The organism is Psychrobacter sp. CoH-33_TS_01 (assembly GCF_058189395.1).
On record NZ_JBVGQI010000001.1, the window covers coordinates 439,054 to 462,922 of the forward strand.

The 23,869-nt window shown below is 45.0% G+C and carries 19 protein-coding genes and 1 tRNA gene; 8 read left to right on the plus strand and 12 right to left on the minus strand.

What is annotated here, in order from left to right; all coding sequences use genetic code 11:
• Positions 1–61: 61 nt before the first annotated feature.
• Together leuB and ACZ2XM_RS01800 are read left to right on the plus strand one after the other, a co-directional pair.
• Positions 62–1,171 carry a 3-isopropylmalate dehydrogenase gene (gene leuB, locus ACZ2XM_RS01795; protein ID WP_490588532.1) on the plus strand — a complete coding sequence of 370 codons (1,110 nt, stop codon included), beginning with the start codon at positions 62–64 and terminating at the stop codon, positions 1,169–1,171.
• Positions 1,172–1,509: 338 nt separating this feature from the next.
• A complete protein-coding gene (locus tag ACZ2XM_RS01800; protein WP_490588531.1) occupies positions 1,510–2,589 on the plus strand; it encodes a L,D-transpeptidase family protein in 1,080 nt (359 codons plus the stop codon).
• A 305-nt stretch (positions 2,590–2,894) separates the two neighbouring features.
• Here the strand turns inward: ACZ2XM_RS01800 and infA are convergent, their stop codons facing one another.
• From infA to ACZ2XM_RS01840, 8 genes are all read right to left on the minus strand, one after another.
• The gene (gene infA / locus ACZ2XM_RS01805; RefSeq protein WP_019671605.1) at positions 2,895–3,119 is read right to left on the minus strand and encodes a translation initiation factor IF-1; all 225 of its coding nucleotides are present in this window, start codon (positions 3,117–3,119) and stop codon (positions 2,895–2,897) included.
• Positions 3,120–3,266: 147 nt separating this feature from the next.
• A complete protein-coding gene (truA, locus tag ACZ2XM_RS01810) occupies positions 3,267–4,181 on the minus strand; it encodes a tRNA pseudouridine(38-40) synthase TruA (RefSeq protein WP_490588530.1) in 915 nt (304 codons plus the stop codon).
• 107 nt (positions 4,182–4,288) lie between these two features.
• Positions 4,289–5,386 (minus strand): asparaginase, encoded by a 1,098-nt coding sequence (locus ACZ2XM_RS01815; protein ID WP_490588529.1) that lies wholly within the window; start codon positions 5,384–5,386, stop codon positions 4,289–4,291.
• Between the two features lie 147 nt (positions 5,387–5,533).
• The gene (locus ACZ2XM_RS01820; protein ID WP_490588528.1) at positions 5,534–7,117 is read right to left on the minus strand and encodes a FimV/HubP family polar landmark protein; all 1,584 of its coding nucleotides are present in this window, start codon (positions 7,115–7,117) and stop codon (positions 5,534–5,536) included.
• A 211-nt stretch (positions 7,118–7,328) separates the two neighbouring features.
• Positions 7,329–8,891 (minus strand): type IV pilus assembly protein FimV, encoded by a 1,563-nt coding sequence (locus ACZ2XM_RS01825; protein WP_490588527.1) that lies wholly within the window; start codon positions 8,889–8,891, stop codon positions 7,329–7,331.
• A gap of 305 nt (positions 8,892–9,196) precedes the next feature.
• Complete coding sequence (queA, locus tag ACZ2XM_RS01830; RefSeq protein ID WP_490588526.1) at positions 9,197–10,288, minus strand: tRNA preQ1(34) S-adenosylmethionine ribosyltransferase-isomerase QueA; 1,092 nt, start codon at positions 10,286–10,288, stop codon at positions 9,197–9,199.
• A 199-nt stretch (positions 10,289–10,487) separates the two neighbouring features.
• Entirely contained in the window at positions 10,488–11,612 is a 1,125-nt protein-coding gene (gene dinB, locus ACZ2XM_RS01835) for a DNA polymerase IV (protein ID WP_490588525.1), read from the minus strand.
• Between the two features lie 162 nt (positions 11,613–11,774).
• A complete protein-coding gene (locus tag ACZ2XM_RS01840; RefSeq protein WP_490588524.1) occupies positions 11,775–12,392 on the minus strand; it encodes a YqiA/YcfP family alpha/beta fold hydrolase in 618 nt (205 codons plus the stop codon).
• Between the two features lie 358 nt (positions 12,393–12,750).
• Here ACZ2XM_RS01840 and ACZ2XM_RS01845 point away from each other — a divergent pair, with 358 nt between their 5' ends.
• The 3 genes from ACZ2XM_RS01845 to ACZ2XM_RS01855 all read left to right on the plus strand — a co-directional run bounded on the left by ACZ2XM_RS01845 (position 12,751) and on the right by ACZ2XM_RS01855 (position 14,481).
• On the plus strand, positions 12,751–13,299 hold the full coding sequence (locus ACZ2XM_RS01845; protein WP_490588523.1) for a hypothetical protein: 549 nt from the start codon (positions 12,751–12,753) through the stop codon (positions 13,297–13,299).
• Between the two features lie 107 nt (positions 13,300–13,406).
• Entirely contained in the window at positions 13,407–13,655 is a 249-nt protein-coding gene (locus ACZ2XM_RS01850) for a hypothetical protein (protein WP_490588522.1), read from the plus strand.
• Positions 13,656–13,797: 142 nt separating this feature from the next.
• A complete protein-coding gene (locus ACZ2XM_RS01855; protein WP_490588521.1) occupies positions 13,798–14,481 on the plus strand; it encodes a SinI family restriction endonuclease in 684 nt (227 codons plus the stop codon).
• A 56-nt stretch (positions 14,482–14,537) separates the two neighbouring features.
• Here the strand turns inward: ACZ2XM_RS01855 and ACZ2XM_RS01860 are convergent, their stop codons facing one another.
• The 3 genes from ACZ2XM_RS01860 to ACZ2XM_RS01870 all read right to left on the minus strand — a co-directional run bounded on the left by ACZ2XM_RS01860 (position 14,538) and on the right by ACZ2XM_RS01870 (position 18,233).
• The gene (locus ACZ2XM_RS01860) at positions 14,538–15,707 is read right to left on the minus strand and encodes a DNA cytosine methyltransferase (RefSeq protein ID WP_490588520.1); all 1,170 of its coding nucleotides are present in this window, start codon (positions 15,705–15,707) and stop codon (positions 14,538–14,540) included.
• Positions 15,708–16,114: 407 nt separating this feature from the next.
• A tRNA-Leu gene (locus tag ACZ2XM_RS01865) sits at positions 16,115–16,199 on the minus strand.
• Positions 16,200–16,394: 195 nt separating this feature from the next.
• A complete protein-coding gene (locus tag ACZ2XM_RS01870; protein ID WP_490588519.1) occupies positions 16,395–18,233 on the minus strand; it encodes an alkaline phosphatase D family protein in 1,839 nt (612 codons plus the stop codon).
• Positions 18,234–18,832: 599 nt separating this feature from the next.
• Here ACZ2XM_RS01870 and ACZ2XM_RS01875 point away from each other — a divergent pair.
• Positions 18,833–19,984 carry an acyl-CoA dehydrogenase family protein gene (locus tag ACZ2XM_RS01875; protein WP_490588518.1) on the plus strand — a complete coding sequence of 384 codons (1,152 nt, stop codon included), beginning with the start codon at positions 18,833–18,835 and terminating at the stop codon, positions 19,982–19,984.
• Positions 19,985–20,244: 260 nt separating this feature from the next.
• Here ACZ2XM_RS01875 and ACZ2XM_RS01880 read toward each other — a convergent pair whose 3' ends face one another.
• On the minus strand, positions 20,245–20,934 hold the full coding sequence (locus ACZ2XM_RS01880) for a TetR/AcrR family transcriptional regulator (RefSeq protein ID WP_490588517.1): 690 nt from the start codon (positions 20,932–20,934) through the stop codon (positions 20,245–20,247).
• Between the two features lie 346 nt (positions 20,935–21,280).
• On the opposite strand from ACZ2XM_RS01880, the gene ACZ2XM_RS01885 reads away from it, so the two are divergent.
• Positions 21,281–22,432, plus strand: a complete 1,152-nt coding sequence (locus ACZ2XM_RS01885) for an acyl-CoA dehydrogenase family protein (protein ID WP_490588516.1) — start codon at positions 21,281–21,283, stop codon at positions 22,430–22,432.
• Between the two features lie 163 nt (positions 22,433–22,595).
• Positions 22,596–23,804 carry an acetyl-CoA C-acetyltransferase gene (locus ACZ2XM_RS01890; RefSeq protein ID WP_490588515.1) on the plus strand — a complete coding sequence of 403 codons (1,209 nt, stop codon included), beginning with the start codon at positions 22,596–22,598 and terminating at the stop codon, positions 23,802–23,804.
• Positions 23,805–23,869: the final 65 nt, after the last annotated feature.

Below are 23,869 nucleotides of genomic sequence, written 5' to 3' on the forward strand. Positions count from 1 at the left end.
TTATTTCTTTATTTTGAACTTTCACCCCTAACTTTTATTTCTAATCATGCAAAGGAATCACATGGCAACCGTATTAACTCTAGCTGGCGATGGTATTGGCCCTGAAATCATGACACAAGCAATCGACGTGTTAAAAGCGGTTGATGCAAAGTTTGGTTTGGACTTGACCTTAGAAGAGGGGTTGATTGGTGGTGCGGCTATTGATGAAAGCGGTGAGCCTTTACCAGCAGCGACCTTAAAAAAAGCTCAAGCCGCAGATGCCGTATTATTAGGGGCAGTGGGCGGGCCTAAATGGGATACGATTGAGCGCAGTATTCGTCCAGAGCGCGGTCTATTGAAGATTCGTAGTGAGCTAGGCTTATTCGCCAACTTACGTGTGGCTAAGCTGTATCCACAACTGGCAAATGCCTCTAGTATTAAGCCAGAGATTATCAATGGTTTGGATTTGCTCATCGTGCGTGAATTGACAGGCGGCATCTATTTTGGTGAGCCTCGCGGTATTCGCACGCTAGAAAATGGTGAGCAGCAAGGCTATAACACCATGGTGTATAGCACCAGTGAAATCCAACGTATTGGTAAGGTAGCGTTTGAATTAGCACAAGTCCGTGCGGAAGCGCTAGGCCGTCCTGCTAAAGTGTGCTCAGTAGATAAAGCCAACGTTTTAGAAGTCACCGAGCTGTGGAAGCAGACGATGACCGAAATGCAGCAAGAGAGCTATACCGATGTGGCGCTATCGCATATGTATGCGGATAATGCTTGCATGCAGCTGATTAAAAATCCGAAGCAGTTTGACGTCATGGTCACGGGCAATATGTTCGGCGATATTTTGTCAGACGAAGCCGCTATGTTGACCGGCTCAATTGGTATGCTGCCTTCAGCAAGCTTGGATGCGTCTGGTAAAGGCATGTATGAGCCTTGTCATGGTTCAGCTCCAGATATCGCCGGTCAAGATTTAGCCAACCCATTAGCGACCATCCTGTCAGTTGCAATGATGCTGCGTTATACCTTTAAGCAAGAGGCTGCTGCCGTAGCTATCGAAGACGCCGTCAGTGCGGTATTGGATGATGGTCTACGCACCGCTGATATCTTAAGTGTAGATAGCGATACGGCTGGTCTGAAAAAAGTCGGCTGCCGCGAAATGGGCGAGGCGGTCTTAGCTAAATTAAAATAAAGAGCTAATCAAATAAAAAGCTAAGCAAAATAGTCTATGACAATGAAAATAGGTGGTCTTAACGATGTTGCTGTATTAATGCACAATATTGCTACGAGTAGCCACACATAGACACAGATAAATTTAGCGTTATCTGCGATGATAAAAAGGAACTTATACGTAAGTTCCTTTTTTTATTTATATAAAATATTATTTGAATAAAAACATACTAACTAGACTCTATTTGCAGCAACCACTTGTATATAACTGCCTGTTTAGAAAGCTAATTTATATAAAAATTAACCTATAGGATGTCTTGAATAATGCAAAAGAAAATAATAATAACCAACGTACTCGGAATGGCGTTAGCATCTATTATGCTGGTCAGTTCGCCCGTTAATGCAGCCACCACGAAGGCCGCAACTACGAATGCTACTAGCACTACCAACGCTGCAGAAAAGTCTGCCACCATGGTCAGCCAAAAGTTCACTGGACAAGGAAAAGTAATCACGACTTTAAATAAAGTCTTGCCGGTTATTCCTTATTCCACAGATAATTTGAGCAGTACCGCAAAAAAGGTCAACAGTAGCCAATGGCAAGCGGGTAAAAAAATAGATCGTAATGTCGGCGCGAAATTACAAGCCTTGCTCAATTGGCACAATCATGGCGTTGGGGCTGTCGATGGTCGTTGGGGTAAAAACACTCGTAAGGCCATGCAAGCCTTTCAAAAGGCCAATGGGCTAGCAGTAACCGATAGCTTAAATAGTGAAACGTGGCAAGCGCTCACGCAAGACAGTACTCTGACCCAGCAGCCAGTATTGGTCAATTACATGATTAAAGATGGTGATGTGAATATCAAGACCACGACTATCCCTGCTAGTACGGAAGCAAAAGGCGAGCTTGAGGGCATGTATTATGAAAGTGTTTTAGAAGCGTTAGCAGAAAAGTTCCATATGGATACCGACTATTTAAAAGCTTTAAACCCCAATAAATCGTTTAAATCAGGCGAGACCATTACTATTTATAACCCAGGTACGCCGACCACGACCGCAGTGAGCCGAGTGGTAGCGGATAAGACTACACAGACGCTTTATGCTTATGATGCCAATGATAAATTGGTTGCCAGTTATCCTACCACTGTAGGCAGTACAGCGACCCCATCTCCAACAGGGACGCATAAAGTCGAAGTTAAGGTGCATGAGCCTAACTACACTTATACTGCGGATGATGGCACCAAGACGATCATTCCACCGGGCGCGAATAACCCAGTAGGCTTAGTTTGGATTGGCTTAAGCAAGCCCACTTATGGCATTCATGGCTCGCCAGATCCTGAGCGTATTAGCCGTCAGGCCTCTTCTGGGTGTGTGCGCTTGACCAACTGGGATGCGTTGACCTTGTACGGTCTAATCGATGATGATGCTACGGTTGAGTTTAAGTAAGGGTGCTGGCTAACAGTATTGTAGATATTAATAACGGCTGGGCTATTAATGAATAATGAATGGTGCAGCCGTTACTGGCTATAAACTAGCCATTATAAAAGTTGTTATATCAATGTTGTTATATAAATAAAGCAGCGCCCATAAAAAAACACCGCGAAATGGCGGTGTTTTTTAGTGCTGAATTAAAGTCGTAGCTATTGGCTATTCGATTGTCTTTAGCTCAGCAAAGTATTTGACATATCAGCTAGGCTTAAACGTAATAGAATCACTCAAAAGAGCTGTTACGCAGAGTTTACTATCCGTGATTAGTTTTTGCCACGGTAAGTAATACGACCTTTGGTTAAGTCGTAAGGGGTCATCTCGACCTTAACTTTGTCACCCGTCAAAATACGGATATAATGTTTACGCATTTTACCTGAGATGTGCGCGATGATTTCGTGCCCATTCTCTAAACGCACTTTAAATAGAGTATTTGGAAGGGTGTCGATGACTTCGCCTTCAAATTCAATAATGTCGTCTTTTTTTGCCATAGTCGCTGTCAATCAATAAAAATAAGACCGTATTATACGTAACTTGGTGAATAAACGCAATATGTAGCGCCTGTAGAAGCGCTCACAGTAACGTGGTGTTACAGAGTAATGAGTTAAGGCTTAAGCTAGCGCTATAAAGTTAGCAGATTAAGGTAAATTAAGCCAAGTTGGGGTCAAAGGCAGGTCGGGTAACAGCTGCTGAAACTCAGGCGGGTAGTAGGCATTAATAAAATATAGGCCGTCCCCCGAGGCGGTAGGCGGAGCAATTGTACGGTCTTTTTTTGCCATAATATTTTGTAAATCTTCTGGGGCGAGCTCCCCTTTACCAATCGCAAATAGCGTGCCCATCAGGTTGCGCACCATATGGTGCAAAAAGCCATCGGCCTGTATGTCGAATACGATAAAGGCACCATGAGCAAAGAGCTTGGCGTGGCTGATCGTTCGTACCGGTTGGTTGGATTGGCAAGCAGCAGCACGGAAACTGCTAAAGTCATGCGTTCCTTCGATAGTCTGTGCAGCTTGCTGCATCTTGGCTAAATCTAGCGGCTCATAGATATGGGTCACTTGATGGTTGAGCAGGGCAGGGCGTAGTGGTTGATTTAAGGTAATATAACGGTAACGACGGGCAATAGCGCCAAAGCGGGCATGGAAGCTACTGGGCATCGGTACCATCCAACGCAGCGCAATATCGTCTGGCAGCAAGCTATTGATACCACGTAGCCAATTGCGCACCGGTCGATAGGCACTGGTGGTAAAGTGCGCAGTCATATTACTGGCATGCACGCCTGCATCCGTACGCCCTGCTGCCACCACTTCTACGGTTTCATTAGCGACTTTGCTAATGGCGGCCTCTAACACCGCTTGCACCCCGACGACTTCTTTTTGGCGCTGCCAACCGCGGTAGCCCGTCCCTATGAACTCAATACCAATGGCTAACGTATATTGCTCAGACGGCGGTAGCGTATTATCTGGGCTGTCAACTAGCAATATATTAACGGACTCTTTCGTGGCATTGATATTCGTGTCATTGGCAAGGTCAGTATCTTGGGCAGTAGCAGTCATAGTAAGCAACAGTTATTCAGAGAAATAGGGGTTGGTCAAAGTAATCGGGATGAAGAATAAGACGATTAGCCTTTTTATAACTATTTAAGTAGCATCACTTCAGCCCGTTAGCTTCTAACCAGCGTCGCTTGATTAATGCTATGGGTCCAACGTTGTCGACGGCGAGCTGGCGTATCAAAACGCAGGTGCAACCAAAGCAGCCGTGCAAAGATAGCGGGCAAGGTCAGACGACCGCCACTAATCACGTGATGCTCATATTGCCAGCTGCCTGCTGCATAAGTCTCACCGACGCCGCCAAACGCACATTGGCTAGCACTGACGACCAAATGACCACGCTGATAAGCTTGATCTAGTAGCTCGGCTATCGCAGGCGAATAAGTCGCGTTACCGGCGCCAAAGCCGATAAGGATAATACCACTCGCGGGGCGATCAATTAGACTGCGCAGCTGTAACTCAAGTACAGCGCTATCATTGGGCATGCAATACAGCGGATAGACTGCCGCCTGTGTGCTACGCTCGATGATTTGCGCATTCACGCTCATCTGATCATCTAGCCAATGCTGCCGGCGGGTATCCGGTAGAATTTTGCTATAGCTATTAGCAGGATAGGCGGCGCGGCGATGACCAGTAAAGGCCATAAAGTCGTGGCTGTGAATTTTTTGCACAGTCTGTGCCTGCCAGCTTTCGCCAGCGAAGCAAACGCGAACGCCAGGCTCGCCATGGGCGGCTAATTTGATAGACTCTACTAAGTTGCCCCAAGCATCCGACTGGTCATCGACTACATAGCCCTCGAGCTGGTCAGGATCAAACAATGGCCGCATACTGCCAGTGACGACGATACAAATATCGCTACCGACAAAAGCCTCGGCTAAAAAAGTGCTTAAATAGCTCAAGCTATCCGTACCGGTAATCAGCACGAAGCTGCGTTGACCTGTGGCATACGCCGCTAAAATTAACTGATAAAAATGCACAAAGTCGCTAGGCGTCAATTGGCTGCTGTCTTTAATTAATGAATTGTCTAACCAACAGGTTTGCGGTAAGTATTGCTCCGCTAAAAGCTGCTCTACGATAGGTAAAAACTCAGCTGCGGCAATCGGCGATAGCGGTTTACCATGGCAACCAAAAGTGCCGCCAGCGTAAATGAGTTGGACGTTGTTATTGTTAGCTGTAGCAGAATCATTATTAGTAAGTTTGGATGAAGGCATGATAAATCAGAGCTCAAAATAGATAAAATGGGAGAGAAGATAGGGAGAATAATACCATTAAAAAACGCATAAAACCGAGGCTTTATGCGTTTTTAAAACGGATTAAGTAGAGATAATAACTAGGTTAAGTTCACACTGGTTATTCTCTTAAACCGCTCTGGCTAATAAGGACTCAACTTGCGACTGCTGCTCAGCATTGCCTTGATTCGCTACTTCCTGGAGCAGACGCTTAGCACTCTCATACTCGCCCAACTCTAAATACTGCGCTGCCAAATCAATGGTGACCTGCACGCTATCCAACTCATTTACATAGTCGAAATCTGCAGCAAACTGACTGTCATCCGGGATGCTAACGGGCGTATCAGCAGACTGAGCGGTCTCTACAAAATCAGCGCTAGTAGGTTCAACATCGGCCAATTCAGCAACAGCTGCAGCAGGTGCTGACTCAGCGACAGGGTTTGCTACTACTGGCTCTTCGATTGCCAAGCTATCTGCGGTAAAGTCAGACGCTTCTTCCGTCTCTAGCGAGAAAGATGAGTTGGTGTCCGTAGGGGCAGATTCTTCTGTAGTCACCGCGTCCGTAGTAAACGAGAAGTCGTCATCCATACCCAATTCATTGCTTTCGATATCCGCAAAACTGAGCTCGTTATGCTCCATATCAGTAGCATCGAGTTCAATCGTTTGGGTCGCCGCTGCGGCATCAGCCAACTCTGTATTTAGAGAGTCTGTTGTGGTGTCCTCTGTGACTAAATTATCCAGCTCTAAAAAGTCACTTGTGGCTGTTTGCGGAGCATCTTCTGCAGGAGCATCGCTAGTTACCGTTGAGCTGCTAGAGAAGTCGAAGTCATCGTCTAGGCTAAAAGCATCATCAGTGGCTACGGTCTCTGATGTTGTTGTAATAGTTGCTGGCTCGTCTAACTCTAGGCTAAAGGCGCTGTCATCTGCGACAGGTTGCGTAGGCTCAGTAGTCTCTAATGACAAACTCTCAGCGTCTGCATCACCAAAGTTAAAGTCTAGACCTTTATCTGTATCGGAGACAGGAGTGTCAGAGGTATACTGTTGCTGAGTGGCGAGGCCATCATCTGCTAAGAGTTGGTTTTCTAAATCATCAAAAGATAACACCTTTTCTTCTTGCTCAACACTATCCAGCTCTAAAAGCTCTTCGCTAGCAGCAGTGGCCGCTATAGCAGCAGGCGCGTGCTCAACAGTCGTATCGTCTAACAGATTGAAATCTAAACCTTCCTCATGACTGTCCGCCACAAAGCTATCACTGGCCGCTACAGGAGCAGGTCTACTTGAAGCTTGCTCTTCATCTAGCAGAGACTTGATATTGTCTGCCGCTGCTAGGGTTGCCGCATCCCCTTGCATCTGAATCGTTTGGTATAAGTCACTAAACGCCTCAGTACGGTTGGTTAACGCATAGATATTCAGTAGCTTGAGGGTAAGGTCTTTATTTTTAGGGTGGCTGCCTAAGCCCTGCTTTAATTCACTAATCGCATCGTCATAACGCTGTTGATCAATAAAACGCTGTGCAACCGTGAGTCGGTCTTGATAGTTCGGCGCAGCAGCACTCGGTACAGCAGCTTGACTGGCTCGGTCATGCACTGGTCTTGGTGGTGTGACCGCAGCAGGCTTACGCGGCGGCGGTGTCGTATTCTTGCTGCGTAATAATACGAAGGCTAGAATAAGCACAATAGCCAAGCCGATTGCTATATAAATAAGGTTGTTCATGTTGGCTCCCACACCGGTCGTCCAGAGACTCTGACAATATTTAATTATTTTTGGAGATAAATAACGGCAAGCGCTCGCTGCCAATATAAACCCTATAAGCTTAATTATATAAGTTAAAACCTATCTGTCTTCATACTAACAATATAGGTCGATAAAAAATAGACTTATTATAGATAGGTGACTATTAGTAATAATATTATTAATTAGATACTTAACGATTACGCAGCTCTTTTAAACGCTCTTCTAACTCGGCAAGCTTCTGACTTTGCAGCTGTAATTTCTTATTATCGCCCGCTAACTGCTGAGTGACTTCGCGGACTCGCTGTGCCTGTTGGGCTGTTTGTTGCCGCGTCGTTTTTAGGGTATTCAGCGTATCATTATTAATTCCTGAACCCGTAGCTGCTGACGCTTGCGTCTGTGTGCCGTCAGCGCGGCCATCTTTACCAGGCGCTAACACGGTCATGGTAGCTTGCGGTAATTTTTTACTTAAATTACTTTTGGTCACGGCGGTCGTAGTGCGAGTCACGACCGGAGCAGCAGTAGGTTTAGGCTGTACAGGCGCAGTGGCCACCGTACGGTTATTGCTGTTTGCTCGTGTATTACGTGCTTCAATAGCCGCCTTTAAGCCTTGCTGCGAAGGAATGACTTCATAATTAGGCAGACTCAGCTGGGCTTGAGCTTTTAATTGATTAATATCATTATTGATAAAAGCATTGGGGTTTAAGGCTTTGATTTGCTGCATCACAGCACCCACCTCAAGGTTATTCTGCCGCGCTAATTCATTAGCAATTAGCCAGAGACTATCATTGCGCTGTACCGTATAACGACCTACTGTAGGCACTGGTGTTGGTGGTACCACGATATTACTAAAGGCATTATTCTGAGGTTTGGGTTGCGGTACAGGCTGCGTAGGCGTAGCGGCAAGCTGAGTATTATTAGCTAAGTCGTTCGCAGGGGGCACTGTGGTATTAGCGGCGACTGCTGTAGGTACACTCGCAATAATTTTGCGCGTGACCTCAACGTTTAAAATATCCAACTGTCTGTCGTTTACGGGATTATTGCGCGCATTGCTTGTACTATTCACACTATTCGTCGTAATGCCGGCCCCTGTATTGGCACGGTAAGTGTTTTGGAAACTGTTTTGGGGACTGTTTTGGAAACTAGGCTGAGCAATAGTAACCGGAGCAGTAGACTGTCTTGGTAAATTCACAGCCGATAAAGCCTCTGCATTGGTGTTGGATAATAAGGGGGGTGGCGCCGTGCGTTTCACCCGTAATGGGGTGCCAAGCGCTGGCGTGGTCACTGGTAAATTAGGTCTGGCGGCAGTCATGGCAGGAGGATTGGTCGCCACGCGAGTAGCTGTCGCTGAATTCTGTAGCGGCATCAATAACGTTTTAGGAATGATTTGCTGGCGGTCTTGTGTACGGATAGCGATGACGACATCGGCAAAGGGTGCGGTGACGGGTCGCGAAGTGGTAATCAAAATACGCCCCGAGGTTTGACTGGTCGCCTCAAATCTGACATCCATCGAATCGTTAGGCTGCAGTCCCATCTGACGATAGATATCTTGACCCACTAGGCTGGCTGAAAAGTCGTTTATATCGATGCCCGATACCGCAATAGTGGCACTGAGCGGTTGGTTCTGGGCAGATTGCACTTCCGTCTTACCAATATCGGCCGCATGCGTCATCGGACCCATACTTAATGTGCCAATAGCAGCAAGTAATGCTAACGATAGCGCCTGTCGTAACTTATTTGGTCGTTGCCCAGCCATGCGCATCCCTTGTCATCAGCGAATTATTATAAATACTAAAAGTGAAGTCATTACTACAGACCATTAGGCCATGCTTACTGCCTTCTATGTAACGCTAATTAAACCAGCTCTAACCCTGCTTAAATTAATGAAATATAAAAGAAAAGTGTTAATTAGATATAGGGTTTAACTCTGTCTATAGCCTAACGTTGACTACAAACTGTAAGCTATCGGTAATACTTGCCTATGCATTTATAACAAAATCAACACAGTATTACTAGCAGATTTGGACTATCTGACCTAAGCAGTATTGTGTCACAGCCCGTCTAAGCGCTCGTAAGCTTATCCAATAACATCGCATCGCCATAACTAAAGAAGCGATACTGCTGAGTCACGGCATGCTGATAGACCTGCTCAATATTGGCTTTACCGGCAAAGGCGGAGACTAACATTAATAAGGTAGATTTAGGCAAATGAAAATTGGTGATTAAGCGGTCGATGACGCCAAACTTAAAGCCAGGATAGATAAAGATTTCGGTATCACCAGCCCAAGCCGATAGCGGCGAGCTGTCTGTCACGGTCTGCTGATAAGCGGTCTCAAGCACACGGGTCACGGTAGTGCCCACAGCTATCACGGCATTGCCATTGCGATGGGTCTCATTAATCAGGTCGGCCGTAGTTTGTGGCAACTCCGCATATTCGCTATGCATCGTATGATTCAGTAGGTTGTCCGTCTTCACCGGAGCAAAAGTCCCAGCCCCCACATGTAGCGTCACAAAAGCGCTGCGAATGCCTTTGTCTTGTAGCTGCTGCAAAATAGCGTCGTCAAAATGCAGACTGGCGGTAGGCGCGGCAACACTAGCTAATTTCGCAGGGTCATGAAAGACCGTCTGATAGCGGGTATTATCGGTCTCATCGGCATGACGCTCAAAGTAAGGCGGAATAGGCAACTCACCGTGCTGTTCTAAATCTGGCAAGATAGGCTTGGTGAAGGCTAATACAAATAGGTTCTCTTGGCGGCCAATCATTTCGCACTGTATCGCACCATCGGCTAATAGCAGTGTCTGGCCCAGTTTCGGCGCTTTGCTCGCACGTACATGACATAGCGCCACATGCGCATGGCCTTGGGTAAACTCCACCTCATCAGTAAGACGCTCGACTAAAACTTCGACCTTACCGCCCGTATCCTTTTGCCCAAATAGCCGAGCTTTCATAACCTTAGTGTCATTAAAGACAATCAGATCGCCGGCATTGAGCAAATCCGGCAACTCAGCAAACAGTCGATCTTGTGGCGCGGCACTGGCTGGCAAGTACAACAGCTTGGAGGCAGAGCGCTGCTCTAAGGGATAGCGGGCAATTAGCGTATCAGGAAGGTCGTAATCGTAGTCATTGACGCTTAGGTAGGGCTGCTCAGTCATAAGAACTCTGCAAGGCTCAAAAGGAGAATAAAATAAGAGGGGTTTGAAGTGGCGCTATTTTAGCAGAATGTGACGGTGGCGGGAATTGACGTTGTGGTTTAAAAAGAAATCCACCCCAACCCTCCTTTAAGAAAGGAGGGAGCATTCTTGCATAAATATGACATTAGAACTCTTAAAAGTATTTTAGTTTATGACAAAATTAGTCATCAAAAATGTCAAATAAGTCTGGCTGCGGGGCTGGCTCGTCCGCATTGCTTAAAGTGGAGTAGGTCACGCCAACCAAGCGAATAGGTAAATGGCGTGGTACATCCGCAAGTAATTTCTCTAACCAATAATGCGCAGAATCGGCATCGGGGAAGGGGGTATGTAAGGTATGCGAGCGGGTAATCTGAGTAAAGTCAGCATATTTAATCTTTAGGGTGAGGGTTTGACCTTGCTGGCCTTTTTTGCCCATTTGCGTGAAGGCATCGGCGTTTTGCTCAAAGATTTGCTCAAGTAAGATGGCGGTATCGCTAATATTATCGCGAAAGGTAGTCTCAGAGCCGACCGACTTATACTCGCGCTCAGACTTCACGGGGCGCATATCACGGCCATGAGCAATCTCAGAATAGAAGCGACCGCGCTTACCAAATTGATCGACTAAGGCCTCTACAGCAGCAGCCTTTAGGTCAGCACCATTACGAATACCCATATCATGCATTCTACGCGCCGTCGATTTGCCAATACCATGAAAGCGCTCAATCGGTAACGCAGTAATAAAGGCATCCGCCTGCTCAGGGGTAATGACCGCAATGCCATTAGGCTTATTAATATCCGAGGCAATCTTGGCAAGCATCTTATTAAAGGACACACCTGCCGAAGCACGCAACCCCGTCTGCTCATAAATCTGTGCGCGTAACCAATTCGCCATCAGCGTCGCCGAGCCTTTATGCGCTTGAATCCCAGTGACATCCAGATAGGCCTCATCTAACGATAGTGGCTCTACCAAATCGGTCAAAGTATGCATAATCCGACGAATATCCTGACTCACTTCGCGATACACGTCAAAGCGAGGCCGCACAAACACCGCATCAGGGCAGCGTTTTTTTGCCTCATAGCAAGACATCGCTGAGCGCACCCCAAACTGACGAATCTCATAGCTTGCCGCTGCTACCACTCCACGACCACTGGGATCACCACCCACAACTAAAGGCTTCCCGCGCAATTCTGGGAAGTCACGCTGTTCGACACTGGCGTAGAAAGCATCCATATCGAGATGGATAATTTTGCGCTGGGGCAAATCAGCTAGCGTATTAGGTTGGGACGGTGCAGAAGTGGCAGTCATGAAGTCATTATTGAACAAGTCGTCATTGAGTGAAATGTAGCAGGTTTAATGGTCAATTTACTGTGATATAAAACCCCTTGCAAGCTAGGTTTTGTAAGGGGTACTGTGTATTTAGCTAAATTGATTTCCACCACAAAGTTTTGAGAAATAGCTTGCCTGGTCTTAATACTGCGCCTTATAACGAGCATAAGCGGCTTCATCAACATGATCAAAATCAATGTCGAGGATGGCATCGCTACACAGCATATTGAGGTGGTAGTTAATATCAATGCCTAACCCTACACGCTGAGGAATATGGCGAATATAGTCGATATCCCATGAGTTTGGCAGATTGACCAAAGTTCTCTTGGCTATGGCAACAGCGGGGTCGTCCTTATCTGCAATGATAACCGCTACATCGTTAGGATTACTCGTGGGGAAGGACAAGCGCATCTCTTGGGGTATAAACGTACTGTCTGCTAGTGAGTCCTTCAACGATTCCTTAGGATAGATACACGGCTCTACTAATAGGGCAGGTAGGTTATATTTATGAGCAAAATGATTGGCAAACCATGCGCCTAGACCTTCTCCTGCCAATACGAAAACTTCATATTTTTTGATATGCGCTTGGATCAAGGCGTCATAAATTTCGAATACTTGAGCAAAATCCTTTCTATAATCCACCGTCTCGCATAGCTTTTGCTTGCGCTTGATTTCAGTAAAATTCACCGTCTTATTATCCGAGTCTAGTCCATGGAAAAACAACACCATCGACTCTGAGTTATTCAATACATCTAACATTTTATAATCCTTGTAGTATTTATAAATAGGAGCGTAGCTGCGGGGCAAGCAAAATTAGTAGGAATATACCAGCAGTGGTTTCGTCCAATATCTGCTGGTATAGCATGCTCGGTGTTAAAGTAAGGCATTATTGTGAGTTGCCCACCAATCAATCGGTGAGTTTTTATATTTTTTTGCATGAAGTTAAGTATGAAGCAGCGTCTGCCGATCAAGTTGAAGGCGAGCTTGATAAATTAGCTTGGATAAAAATAAGTTCTAATATAGCATGGGGTTAAGCAAGAGGCGTGCCTTCCAATGCTTGTTTGTTGCTCATGGATTGGGCTTAAAGTTTATTCTAAATAAAACAGAGGACTGACAAATGATTCGAACCATAATTAAAACTATTGTGCCTTTGGCTTGCATGCTTGGAGTAATGCAGGCGCATGCCGAAAGCATACGTTATGCATACTGCATATCAGATTTTAAAACTCTAAGTTCTGGCCCGGGGTCTTATAAGGTATCGCAAGGCGACAAGATAATATTGTTTTCACCAGTTTTTAAGGTGGATGTAAGTAATCCAAAGACATCAAGGCTTGAGCTTGCAACCAAATTTGAACAGGCTGTCTTTGCTGAGCGCAACAAAGTCAACTCAAAACCGGGTACTTGGATGGCGGACATCCCTCTTAATCACAACCGATGTAATCTTGACCCGACCTCTCTAGATGAAGCTAAAGAGCAATTTGATCGGGATTATATGAAGGTGAAAAATCTAATCCCGTATTTTGAAAGAAAATGCTCAGCAATTGGTACTTACCAATGGACTCCTGATGGGCGTGAGGGTCTTTATGCAACAAAAATAACAACGCTAACTGGATCTAATATATCTACTCAATGGTGCGATAGCGACGAAGGTCCATTGTATAAGTAATTAGATTGATTACAATTCACACAAACCATCCCAAGCTCTCAGAAATACCACAGCCCTAACACTTAACGCATAACTAATATTATGCCTACCGTGTAAGGGGTTTTTTAATGTCCATTCGAACTAAACTCATTACCTATAATCTGACCGACCGTGGCCGTCAGCAGAATGGTGTGGACAGGTCTGATATGGACATCCGGTCTATGATCAATCAAATCAAATCTGCAGCAACGCAAGAGCCTGTTCAATCAGGCGATTTATTTGGTTATAACGGCCATAAAATCCACGCTCGTTTTGGCATGAATCCACTAAAAAAATGCGTCCATCCATCCAGCCACTGGCAGCGATATCAACATTGAGCTAGGCATTCGCACAGTTAAATTATCTGCAGACTGTTAACTTGATGTGCCTTCAGTGTATATCAAATTACCGAGGAGTTTTGAATAGAATAATTATATCAAACAGTTATAATGTATATTTCAAAATTTGTTGGATGGAAATATGCAATTTATACCTAACGCACATGTTTTTGCTGCACACGAAATGAATAGAATCAATCCCAGTTTAACAGGGAGTTTTGAAAGCCTCATTCTATGTCTGTCTATAAATACAGAACTAGCTCCAAAGTCAAGAAGTCTAAATATACTAGACGGTTCTCAAGAATACATAACAAAGCTAGCTAATAATTTTAATACATCTAGGTATATTAGAGCCCCAAAACTTCCTTCAACTACTCCAGATGAAATGGTATCTGAAATATTGAACATCTATTTTGATATCCCTGATTATAAGCTAGAGGAAGCAAAGCACCTACATATGGCATCTATGGCTGCAGAAAATATAATAGGAGATTTGCTTGAGCGTTATATAGCATCTGTAATCGAGCCAGAAGGATGGGTTTGGTGCTCAGGATCAACTGTAAAAGCAGTAGATTTTATTCGACCACCAGTAAAGCCTGGTGAAGAGTGGAGCCTCCTGCAGGTAAAAAATAGAGATAACTCTGAGAATTCATCAAGTAGCGCAATCCGTCAGGGCACTCAAATTATAAAGTGGCATAGAACCTTTTCCAGATCAGGCGCGACAAACTGGGAAGCTTTTCCTTGCCTAAATGCCAGTAATAATCTTAGTGAGAATGGCTTTATCCAGTTTGTAAGGAAGTATCTTTCAAATGTGCGAAATAATTAATTTATTAAAACTAAGCTTTTCACTTTATATCTAAAAAAGTAAAAGTAATAGAGGAGTTATTTCTTAATTGATTTTAACCAGTTTGTATCATTAGTAAATTTGTACCTAGAAAACTTAAAATCAACAGGCGGAGTTATATCAATACCAGCAACGTGGTTTTTCAGTAGATTGCCAATGGCAAAGCCAAGGCTTACTGGCACGGCATTACCAATTTGTTTGTATTTATCCTTGGTCTTTCCCGCAAAAAACCATTCATCAGGAAACTCCTGAATTCGAGCATATTCTGCCACACTTAATGGCCTATCTTCTATTGGATGGGCCAAGTCTGTGGCAGGCATTGTCGGACTAGTCAATAACGTGGGACTTGGTCTATTCCAAGCTAATCGCCTAAAAAATCCTGTCTTGCCACCTCCTGAATTATAAGCGTTTCCCATAGCTTCTCGTTGTAAATTTTCAGGTAAGGACTTCCAGTTACCGCCGGGGCCAATCATTCTATAATATTTCAATCTACCTTCTGGGAAGACAGCGCATTCCTCATTATCGTGATCAGACAGATTAGATACAGCACTTTCAAATGTATTCCATGGTGGTAACCCCCAAGATTCATCATCAGAATGTGTAGGGTTTAAATATGGAAGTTTCTTCCCGTCTATGGAGGCGACAATAACTATTCTTTCTCTAATTTGAGGTGTACCATAATTAGCTGAGTTATAAAGGTTAAATGATATGCCATAGCCCTTACTTTCTAAAAAAGACAATATATACTTAAGAGCTCCGCCCGGCATTTCTTCATTAGTTAGGGGAGGAAAGCCTTCTCCACGCTGGTTGTGCGGGCGATGTTTCAATGGAGCTGATAGTAACCCTCTTACATTTTCGATTACAATAAACTTAGCATTGAGACCTGTAGCAAGTTCAAGGTATTTTATAAAAACGTTGCCACGTTCGTCTTCAAATGACTTTCTAGATCCAGCTGTAGAAAAAGCTTGGCATGGCGGCCCTCCAATAACTAAATCAACACTATCGTTTTCTGTTATACCAGCAATTGTCCTTATATCAGAAACAGAGTAATCCCTTATGTCCTCTATTAAAGGGACATTCGGCTTGTTTGTTTTTATAGTTGAAATGCAAAATTTATCTACTTCACATACCATAAGTGGTTCAAATCCTGCTTTTTCAAGCCCAAGATCTAGTCCTAATGCACCACTAAAGAAACTAAGATATTTCATATAAAACTCAAATATTGTTTATTAAAATTAAAAGTATATTAGATCGTTGAATCATTGAAAGCCTATTAAATATAAGGCTTGCTCAACTATAGCATAGTAATATTTGTATTTATTTACTCATTATGTTCATCTCACTATTAGTGATGCGAAACTAGATTTAACGTAGTGTTGATATGAAAATATACAAATAATTGAAATCTCCTGTCTATCACATTTTTATCAATTATCTCTGTCGTGACTTTCGTTAATTATACTTTTCTGACTTTCTATGTTGAAAAAATTTTACAAACAATAATAGTAAGCTAAAGACTTAAATATAATGTTGGCCAAGAAGTTACTCTAAGATACTCATTAACTACAAACAATAAAAAACCCTTGAAAGCAATAAGCCTCAAGGGTTTCGTATATGGTACCGGTGGTCGGACTTGAACCGACACGCTTTATAGGCAACGGATTTTGAATCCGTCGTGTCTACCATTCCACCACACCGGCATGTAGGGTTAGCAGCAATATCGTGCTATGTAGGGTGCGTATTATAGCAACTTATTGATGCCCGTCAAGGGTTTTCGCACTATCGATTGGCATAAAATGCAAATTAATTAGGTCATCAAGCTTAGCATCAACACTAAGCCCCCAATTTAGCGGATTACAAAATCATAAATACAGCTAAATTAGGTGCTCACTGGCTTATATACCAACCTCAGTAATCTTATTCTCACCCGCTTTCACACGCAGCGTTTTACCGACCTCAGCAGAGTAAGTCGGCTTGAGGATATCACTGACTAAGATCCACTCAGACTGACACTCGCTCGGGGTCAGCGTAATCAGCATATAGCCGCGCTCATTGGTATTGGCATATTTAAGCGTACCACCTTGCACGAGTCCTGGTAGCGCGGCGGCAAATTGCGCAGGAGGAATATCAGACAGATACTCTTCAAAGCCTGGCGAGCTGACCGAACTGGTCGCAAACTCGACACCCACGGCATCACCCTTACTGTCTTTTAAGTCATTCGCCCAAGCGTTATGGGTATCACCGGCCAGCACGACCAAGTTAGCGTTATTGGCCTTGGCCAGACTTAACAAGTTATCACGGGCAGCGCTATAGCCATCCCAAGCATCTAGGTTATACGGGATAGCCGGCTGCGCTAAGATATATTTTTCGGTATCGGTTAATGACTCAGGCGCGGCTTGCTGCTTCGCTAATATCTGAAAATAGGTGGGCACAGGGACGCCAGTAGTCGGGTCATTGAAGTTGAGCAGGAGCGGGGCGGGAATCCACATTTTACCCATCAGGATTTGCTGTCCTAATACTTGCCATGTGGCTGTAGACTTTTGCAGTTGGGTCGCTAGCCAGTTTTGTTGATTTAGACCGAGTAGGCCACGGTCTTTTTTCAGTAAATCTCCGAAGAAGGCCAGTCCTTTAAAGCTGCCATCCGTCTCGACATAGTTGCCATAGTCGAGCGGTTGGTCACGACCGATGATGCGAGTATCCATCATATGTAGGCTTAGCAGGTTGCCAAAGTCAAAGCTGCGGGTGATGTTATTGATGACGCTATTACGGGTAGGCAGCCACTCGTGATAGGCGGTCATGGCGGCGAGTTTACGGTCTTCCCAATCGCCTTCTTTATCAGGTTGGTGGTTTTCACCGCCATCTCTATAAGCGTCGTTACAGAATTCATGGTCATCCCACACCGAAATCATCGGCGCGCTAGCATGTAAGTCTTGCAGATTGGGGTCACTACGGTACTGGGCATAGCGGCGGCGATAGTTGCTGATGGTGGTGATTTCATTAGCGGGTTCTACTTCACGGTCTAGCGCTTTGGCATTGGCAGAGGCATAAGCGGTCTCTTCAGTCAGCCCGATATCGGTAGTGACCAACACGGTACGACCATACTCATAAATATAGTCGCCGAGATGCACGCAGACATCGATGTCTTGGCGTTTGGCCGCATCGGCATAGGCATGGAAATAGCCTGCCGGATAGTTGGCACAGCTAAATACCGCCAGTTTGACCTTGGAGACGTCACCGCTGGGCAGGGTTTTGGTTTTACCTATGCGGCTTTTCACGCCTGCCGACTCAAACTGATAATAGTAGACGGTGTTGGGCGACAGCTTATCGACATCGACCTTTAATGTATGGTCGTTGGCGGCACTAGTGGTAGCCTCACCTTGGTTGACGATAGTGCTCATATCAGCGTCTGTAGCTATACGCCACGTCACTTTGACAGAGGCTTGGCGGCTGGCAGGCACGACGCGGGTCCACAGTATCACGCACTCTTGTAGCGGATCGCCACTGGCCACCCCATGGGTAAAAGTGACCGCGTCTGATGCATTGCCCCCTTGCCATATTGAGTCGTCATCGCCACCACAGGCCGCCAGACTCAGCGCCGCAGCACTAGCCCCTAAACCATGGATGAACCGGCGGCGGTTGACGGTAGGCTTGGCAGCATCGTCGCGCTGCGAGTCAGTGATTAAGTTATGTAAGGGGCGGCTGGCGAGATCGGGGTGATCCACGGGCTTTGTCATAAGGGCTATCCTGTATAGAGGCGAATATTGAGACCACTCTCATGCGGCAGCGGCTAAAGTCAGCTGTGCAATGAGAGCACTTTTATAGAGACGTCACAGGATAGTGGGGGTCGCCCGACTGTCCGTAGTAGGCTATATAGTGACAGATTAGCATGACATATTAATTAAATCTAACTTTCTGGTAGGTTATCCTAAATATTTGATATATTAGAATTTATTAAGGTTTTTATTCAGGGGTATAACCAGGATAGATAGCAAAGTTATGGTCATAAACGATGACTAAAAATCTACCAATAGCCTGCAGTTAGAGATATCAAATAAGCAGATACCTATTTATAAAATCACTATAAAATGTTTATTTATACAAATAGTAATAAAGATTACTATTAATGATAGGTATATTGCGGTTATGAATTATATTTTTTATGATGTAGCTATCAATGCCCAATAAAACAAAGATGCCAGATTTTACCCAAATAGTAATTTTAATTACCGTATGCTATGGGTTGTAAGTCTTAAGCACTTTGTATTGGGATAATGACATTATTTTTAAGCCCTCTGTTGTTTTAACAGAGCGCTATAAGCCAAGGAACAATGCTATGGGTATCGAACACTTTACGCCGAAATGGATGACTGAAGAGCATCAAATGGTACATGACAGTGCCCTTAAGATGTTTCAGTCTTGGGACAAATACGATGAACAGTGGCGCGAAAATGGCTCATTAGATCGCTCTGCTTGGGAAGAGGCGGGCGAGATGGGCTTTTTATGTGCCTCTATGCCAGAAGAATACGGTGGCGGCGGTGGTGATTTCGGTCACGAAGCAGCGCTGCTGTATGCGCAAGCGCAAGCCAACCAAGCTGGTTTTGGCGGTATGATCCACTCAGGTATCGTCGCTCCCTATATCTTGCACCACGGTACCGAAGAGCAGAAAAAAGACTGGCTAACCAAGATGGCTACCGGTGAGTATATCGCAGCCATCGCGATGACTGAGCCAGGTACAGGCTCGGATCTGCAGAATATCCAAACTTATGCGGTCAAGGATGGTGATGATTACATCATCAATGGTTCTAAGACCTTTATCACCAACGGTCAGCTGGCCAACCTAGTGGTCATCGCTTGTAAAACCGACCGTGAAAAAGGCGCTCAAGGCATCTCGCTAATCGTCGTTGAGACTGATAAGACCGAAGGCTTTGGTCGTGGTCGTAACCTGAAGAAAATTGGTCTATCGGCACAAGATACTTCAGAGCTGCACTTCACCAATATGCGTGTGCCACAAAAGAATCTATTGGGCAGCGTCGAGGGGCTTGGCTTTATTCAGCTAATGCAAGAGTTGCCACGTGAGCGTCTGATCATCGCGCTAACCGGTGTCGGTGCTATGCGTCTGGCGATCGACTTGACCATTGACTACACCAAAGAGCGTGAAGCTTTTGGTAAGCCTATCTGGAAATTCCAAAATACCCGCTTTAAATTGGCTGAGTGCTATGCTGATTATCTAGCTTGCCGCACCATGTGTGATGCCGCTGTTGAAGCTATTTTAGAAGATAAACTGTCGGTACCGCATGCCTCATTGATTAAATACTACGTGACTGAAAAGCAGTGCCGTGTGATGGATGAGTGCTTGCAGCTGTTCGGCGGTTACGGTTATATGACCGAGTATCCAATCGCTCGCTTGTATGCGGATGCTCGCGTCCAGAAAATCTACGGCGGTACCAACGAAATCATGAAAGAGCTGGCTTCACGCTTTATGTAATAGCCGGCATTGATAACGTGTGCTTAGTATTAACGGATGCTTAGCATTAATAGCTACTTAGTATTAATAGATAGTCAGTGTTAATAGATACTAAGTGTTAATAGATACTAAGTGTTAATAGATACTAAGTGTTAATAGATACTAAGTGTTAATAGCTGCAATCTCTTGAAAGTCTCTATCCTCTCATTGGCATAGAGACGCAAAAAAAGGTCAGAGCCTAGGCTCTGACCTTTTTGCGTTTTGTCTAACACCCCGCAGGGTTAGAGCGGGTTGGCCGGCTTAGCGACGGAGCGCCATAGAATATCAAACAAAGCCTCAAACTGGTCATTCATCGGTGTTGGGGTCCGGCGAACGATATGCATCAAGCCTAAACGACTGATAAAGCCCATAAACACATCTAAGAGGACATATAAAGGCACTTGGTCATCAAGGACGCCGCGGCTTTGCCCATCGACCAATAGTTTCAAAAATGCCCCGATGAGTTCTTTATTCTCATAAATCGCAATGTTGCGATAGCGCGAGACCGGTACTGCTGTCGATAACACCATGACCGTATTTGGGTGGGAGTCGACAAAATCAAAGCAAACCCAAAGGGTCTTGCGTAAGCGTTCCTGCACACTGTCGATACCTTGTAAGTGATCGATCATCCGCGCTGCCAAGCGTCCTAGTACCCGGTCCAAAATCGTATAAATAAGCGTCTGTTTGTCGCCAAAGTACTTATACAGGGTCTGCAGGGAGACATTCGCTTCCGCTGCAATTTGTTTCATAGTCACTTCATTGGCATCATGCCCGGCGAATAAATGTATGACCGCATTTTCGATTTTATCGAGGGTAGAGGCACGCATACTAGATAACGGTGGCAGAACTGGCCAGTCATCCCTAGGGTGGGTGCTATAAAGCTCGTAGGTATTATCGCCCTTTAAGGGGTTATTAGCATCTTGATCAGTCATAATTGAAAAGCTTCCTTAGTCTATTGAATTAGGGCGTTTGCGGTAATTCCGTTTGTATATCAAGGAGTAATGAGAGCATTGGCTACTGAAATTAAAGGCAGTTTCAGCAAAAGGTAATCGATATTACCATTGGTCGGTTATACATTGCGAATCTGTTATTTATTTTCTATCATGGATACGCCAAGAACGAATATTATAAAGATATATAATGTTTGCTCATTACGGTAATGTATATTACCATAGCTAATATAATAAAGTATCTTGCTTTATTTGATTTCGCATAAATAGCTTATTTTTACCACTTACCTTATTTTCAATGGAAAGCTAAACGCTAGGGATAGATCACATGAGTATTGAACACTTTACGCCGAAATGGATGACCGAAGAACATCAAATGGTGCAAGAGAGCGCTTACAAGATGTTCAAGTCTTGGGACGAGCATGATGAAAGATGGCTTGAAGCAGGCGTAATTGATCGTGCCGCTTGGGAAGAAGCCGGCGAGATGGGCTTTTTATGTGCCTCTATGCCAGAAGAGTACGGTGGTGGTGGCGGTGATTTCGGTCACGAAGCCGCTATTCTTTATGCGCAAGCGCAAGCCAACCAAGCCGGATTTGGTGGTCTAATTCACTCAGGTATTGTGGCTCCATATATCTTGAATCACGGTACTGAAGAGCAAAAGAAAGATTGGTTATCGAAGATGGCTACTGGCGAATATATCGCGGCTATCGCGATGACTGAGCCAGGTACAGGCTCGGATCTACAGAATATCCAAACTTATGCGGTAAAAGATGGTGATGACTATATCATCAACGGTTCTAAGACTTTCATCACCAACGGTCAGCTGGCCAACCTAGTGATTATCGCTTGTAAAACCGACCGTGAAAAAGGCGCTCAAGGCGTCTCACTGATTGTCGTAGAGACCGACAAGACAGAAGGCTTCGGTCGTGGCCGTAACCTGAAGAAAGTTGGTCTGGCCTCACAAGATACTTCAGAGCTGCATTTCACCAATATGCGTGTGCCACAAAAAAACCTATTGGGTAGTATGGAAGGCATGGGCTTTTTCCAACTGATGCAAGAGTTGCCGCGTGAGCGTCTGATCATTGGTCTAACCGGTGTCGGTGCAATGCGTCTGGCTATCGACTTGACCATTGATTACACCAAAGAGCGTGAAGCCTTTGGTAAGCCTATCTGGAAATTCCAGAATACTCGCTTCAAATTGGCTGAATGCTATGCCGATTACCTAGCTTGTCGTGCTATGACAGACGCTGCAGTCGAAGCACTGTTAGAAAATAAACTCTCTGTTCCACATGCCTCATTGATCAAATACTACGTGACTGAAAAGCAGTGCCGCGTGATGGATGAGTGCTTGCAGTTGTTCGGTGGTTACGGTTATATGACCGAGTACCCAATCGCGCGTCTATATGCTGACTCTCGCGTCCAGAAAATCTACGGTGGTACTAACGAAATCATGAAAGAGTTGGCTTCACGCTTTATGTAATGGCCACAAGGCTGGGTATGGGTTAATGAACACCAGATCAATCATTAGCGTATAAATAACAGCCTACACATTATTTTATTTATTACTTTCATTGAGAAGGCGTAGGTCTTCTCAATACCTTAATTTATTAACATCATTAATTACCGATAAAAAAGGATTTTTCATGACTGAGACAGCTTATATTTACGATTATGTTCGTACGCCACGTGGTAAAGGCAAAAAAGGCGGCGCATTGAACCAAGTTACTCCTATTTGGCTGGTGCGTGGTCTATTAAAAGCTCTAGAAGAACGTAACAATCTAGATACCTCGCAAGTAGACGATGTGGTACTGGGCTGTGTGAGCGCGGTCGGTGAGCAGGGCTCAGATATCGCTCGTGTCGCAGTCATTGATGCCGGTTGGGACGAGTCAGTTGCGGGCGTTACCCTTAACCGCTTTTGTGGTTCAGGACTAGAATCAATCAACCTAGCCGCTGCCAAAATCATGTCTGGAATGGAAGACATGGTAGTCGCCGGTGGTATCGAATCTATGAGCCGCGCAAAAATGGGCTCAGATGGCGGGGCCTGGTATATGGACCCTCGCGTTAATGATTCGACGGATTTTGTCCCTCAAGGTGTCAGTGCCGATACTGTCGCTATGATTGAAGGCTTTAGTCGTCAAGACGTCGACAGCTTTGCTGTTGAATCGCATAAAAAAGCGGCCAATGCTTGGGAAAAAGGCTACTTCGATAAGTCGGTCCTCCCTGTCAAAGACATTAATGGCATGACCATACTTGAGCGTGATGAGACTATTCGTCCTGACAGTTCGGTTGAGTCGTTGAGCAGCCTTAACCCTTCTTTCACTATGCCAGGTCAAATGGGTTTTGATGATGTGGTCTTAAGAAAATACACTCAAATAGAAAGCATCGATCACATCCACCATGCCGGTAACTCTTCAGGTATCGTTGATGGTGCAGCCTTGATGTTGCTAGGTAGCGAAGCTGCGGGTAAAAAAGCAGGCCTAAAGCCTCGTGCCAAGATTGTTATGGCCGCAGCGATCGGTTCTGAGCCAACCATCATGTTGACTGGTACTACGCCATCGCTACAAAAAGCTTTAGATAAAGCGGGTTTGACGGTAGACGATATCGATCTGTGGGAAGTTAACGAAGCCTTTGCAGCAGTACCACTGAAGACTGCAAAAGACTTGGGTATCCCATTAGATAAAATCAACGTCAATGGTGGCGCTATCGCCATGGGTCACCCACTAGGAGCTACAGGGGCCATCTTATTAGGCACGGCTTTAGATGAGCTTGAGCGTCGCGGCCTAAAATACGCTGCAGTGACTCTTTGTGTGGGTGCTGGTATGGGTGTTGCGACTATTATTGAGCGTCTTTAATTATTGATTGCTGCTAATCGCTTTTGACCGCTTAAATGCATTCCCATATCCAGACTGACTGATTA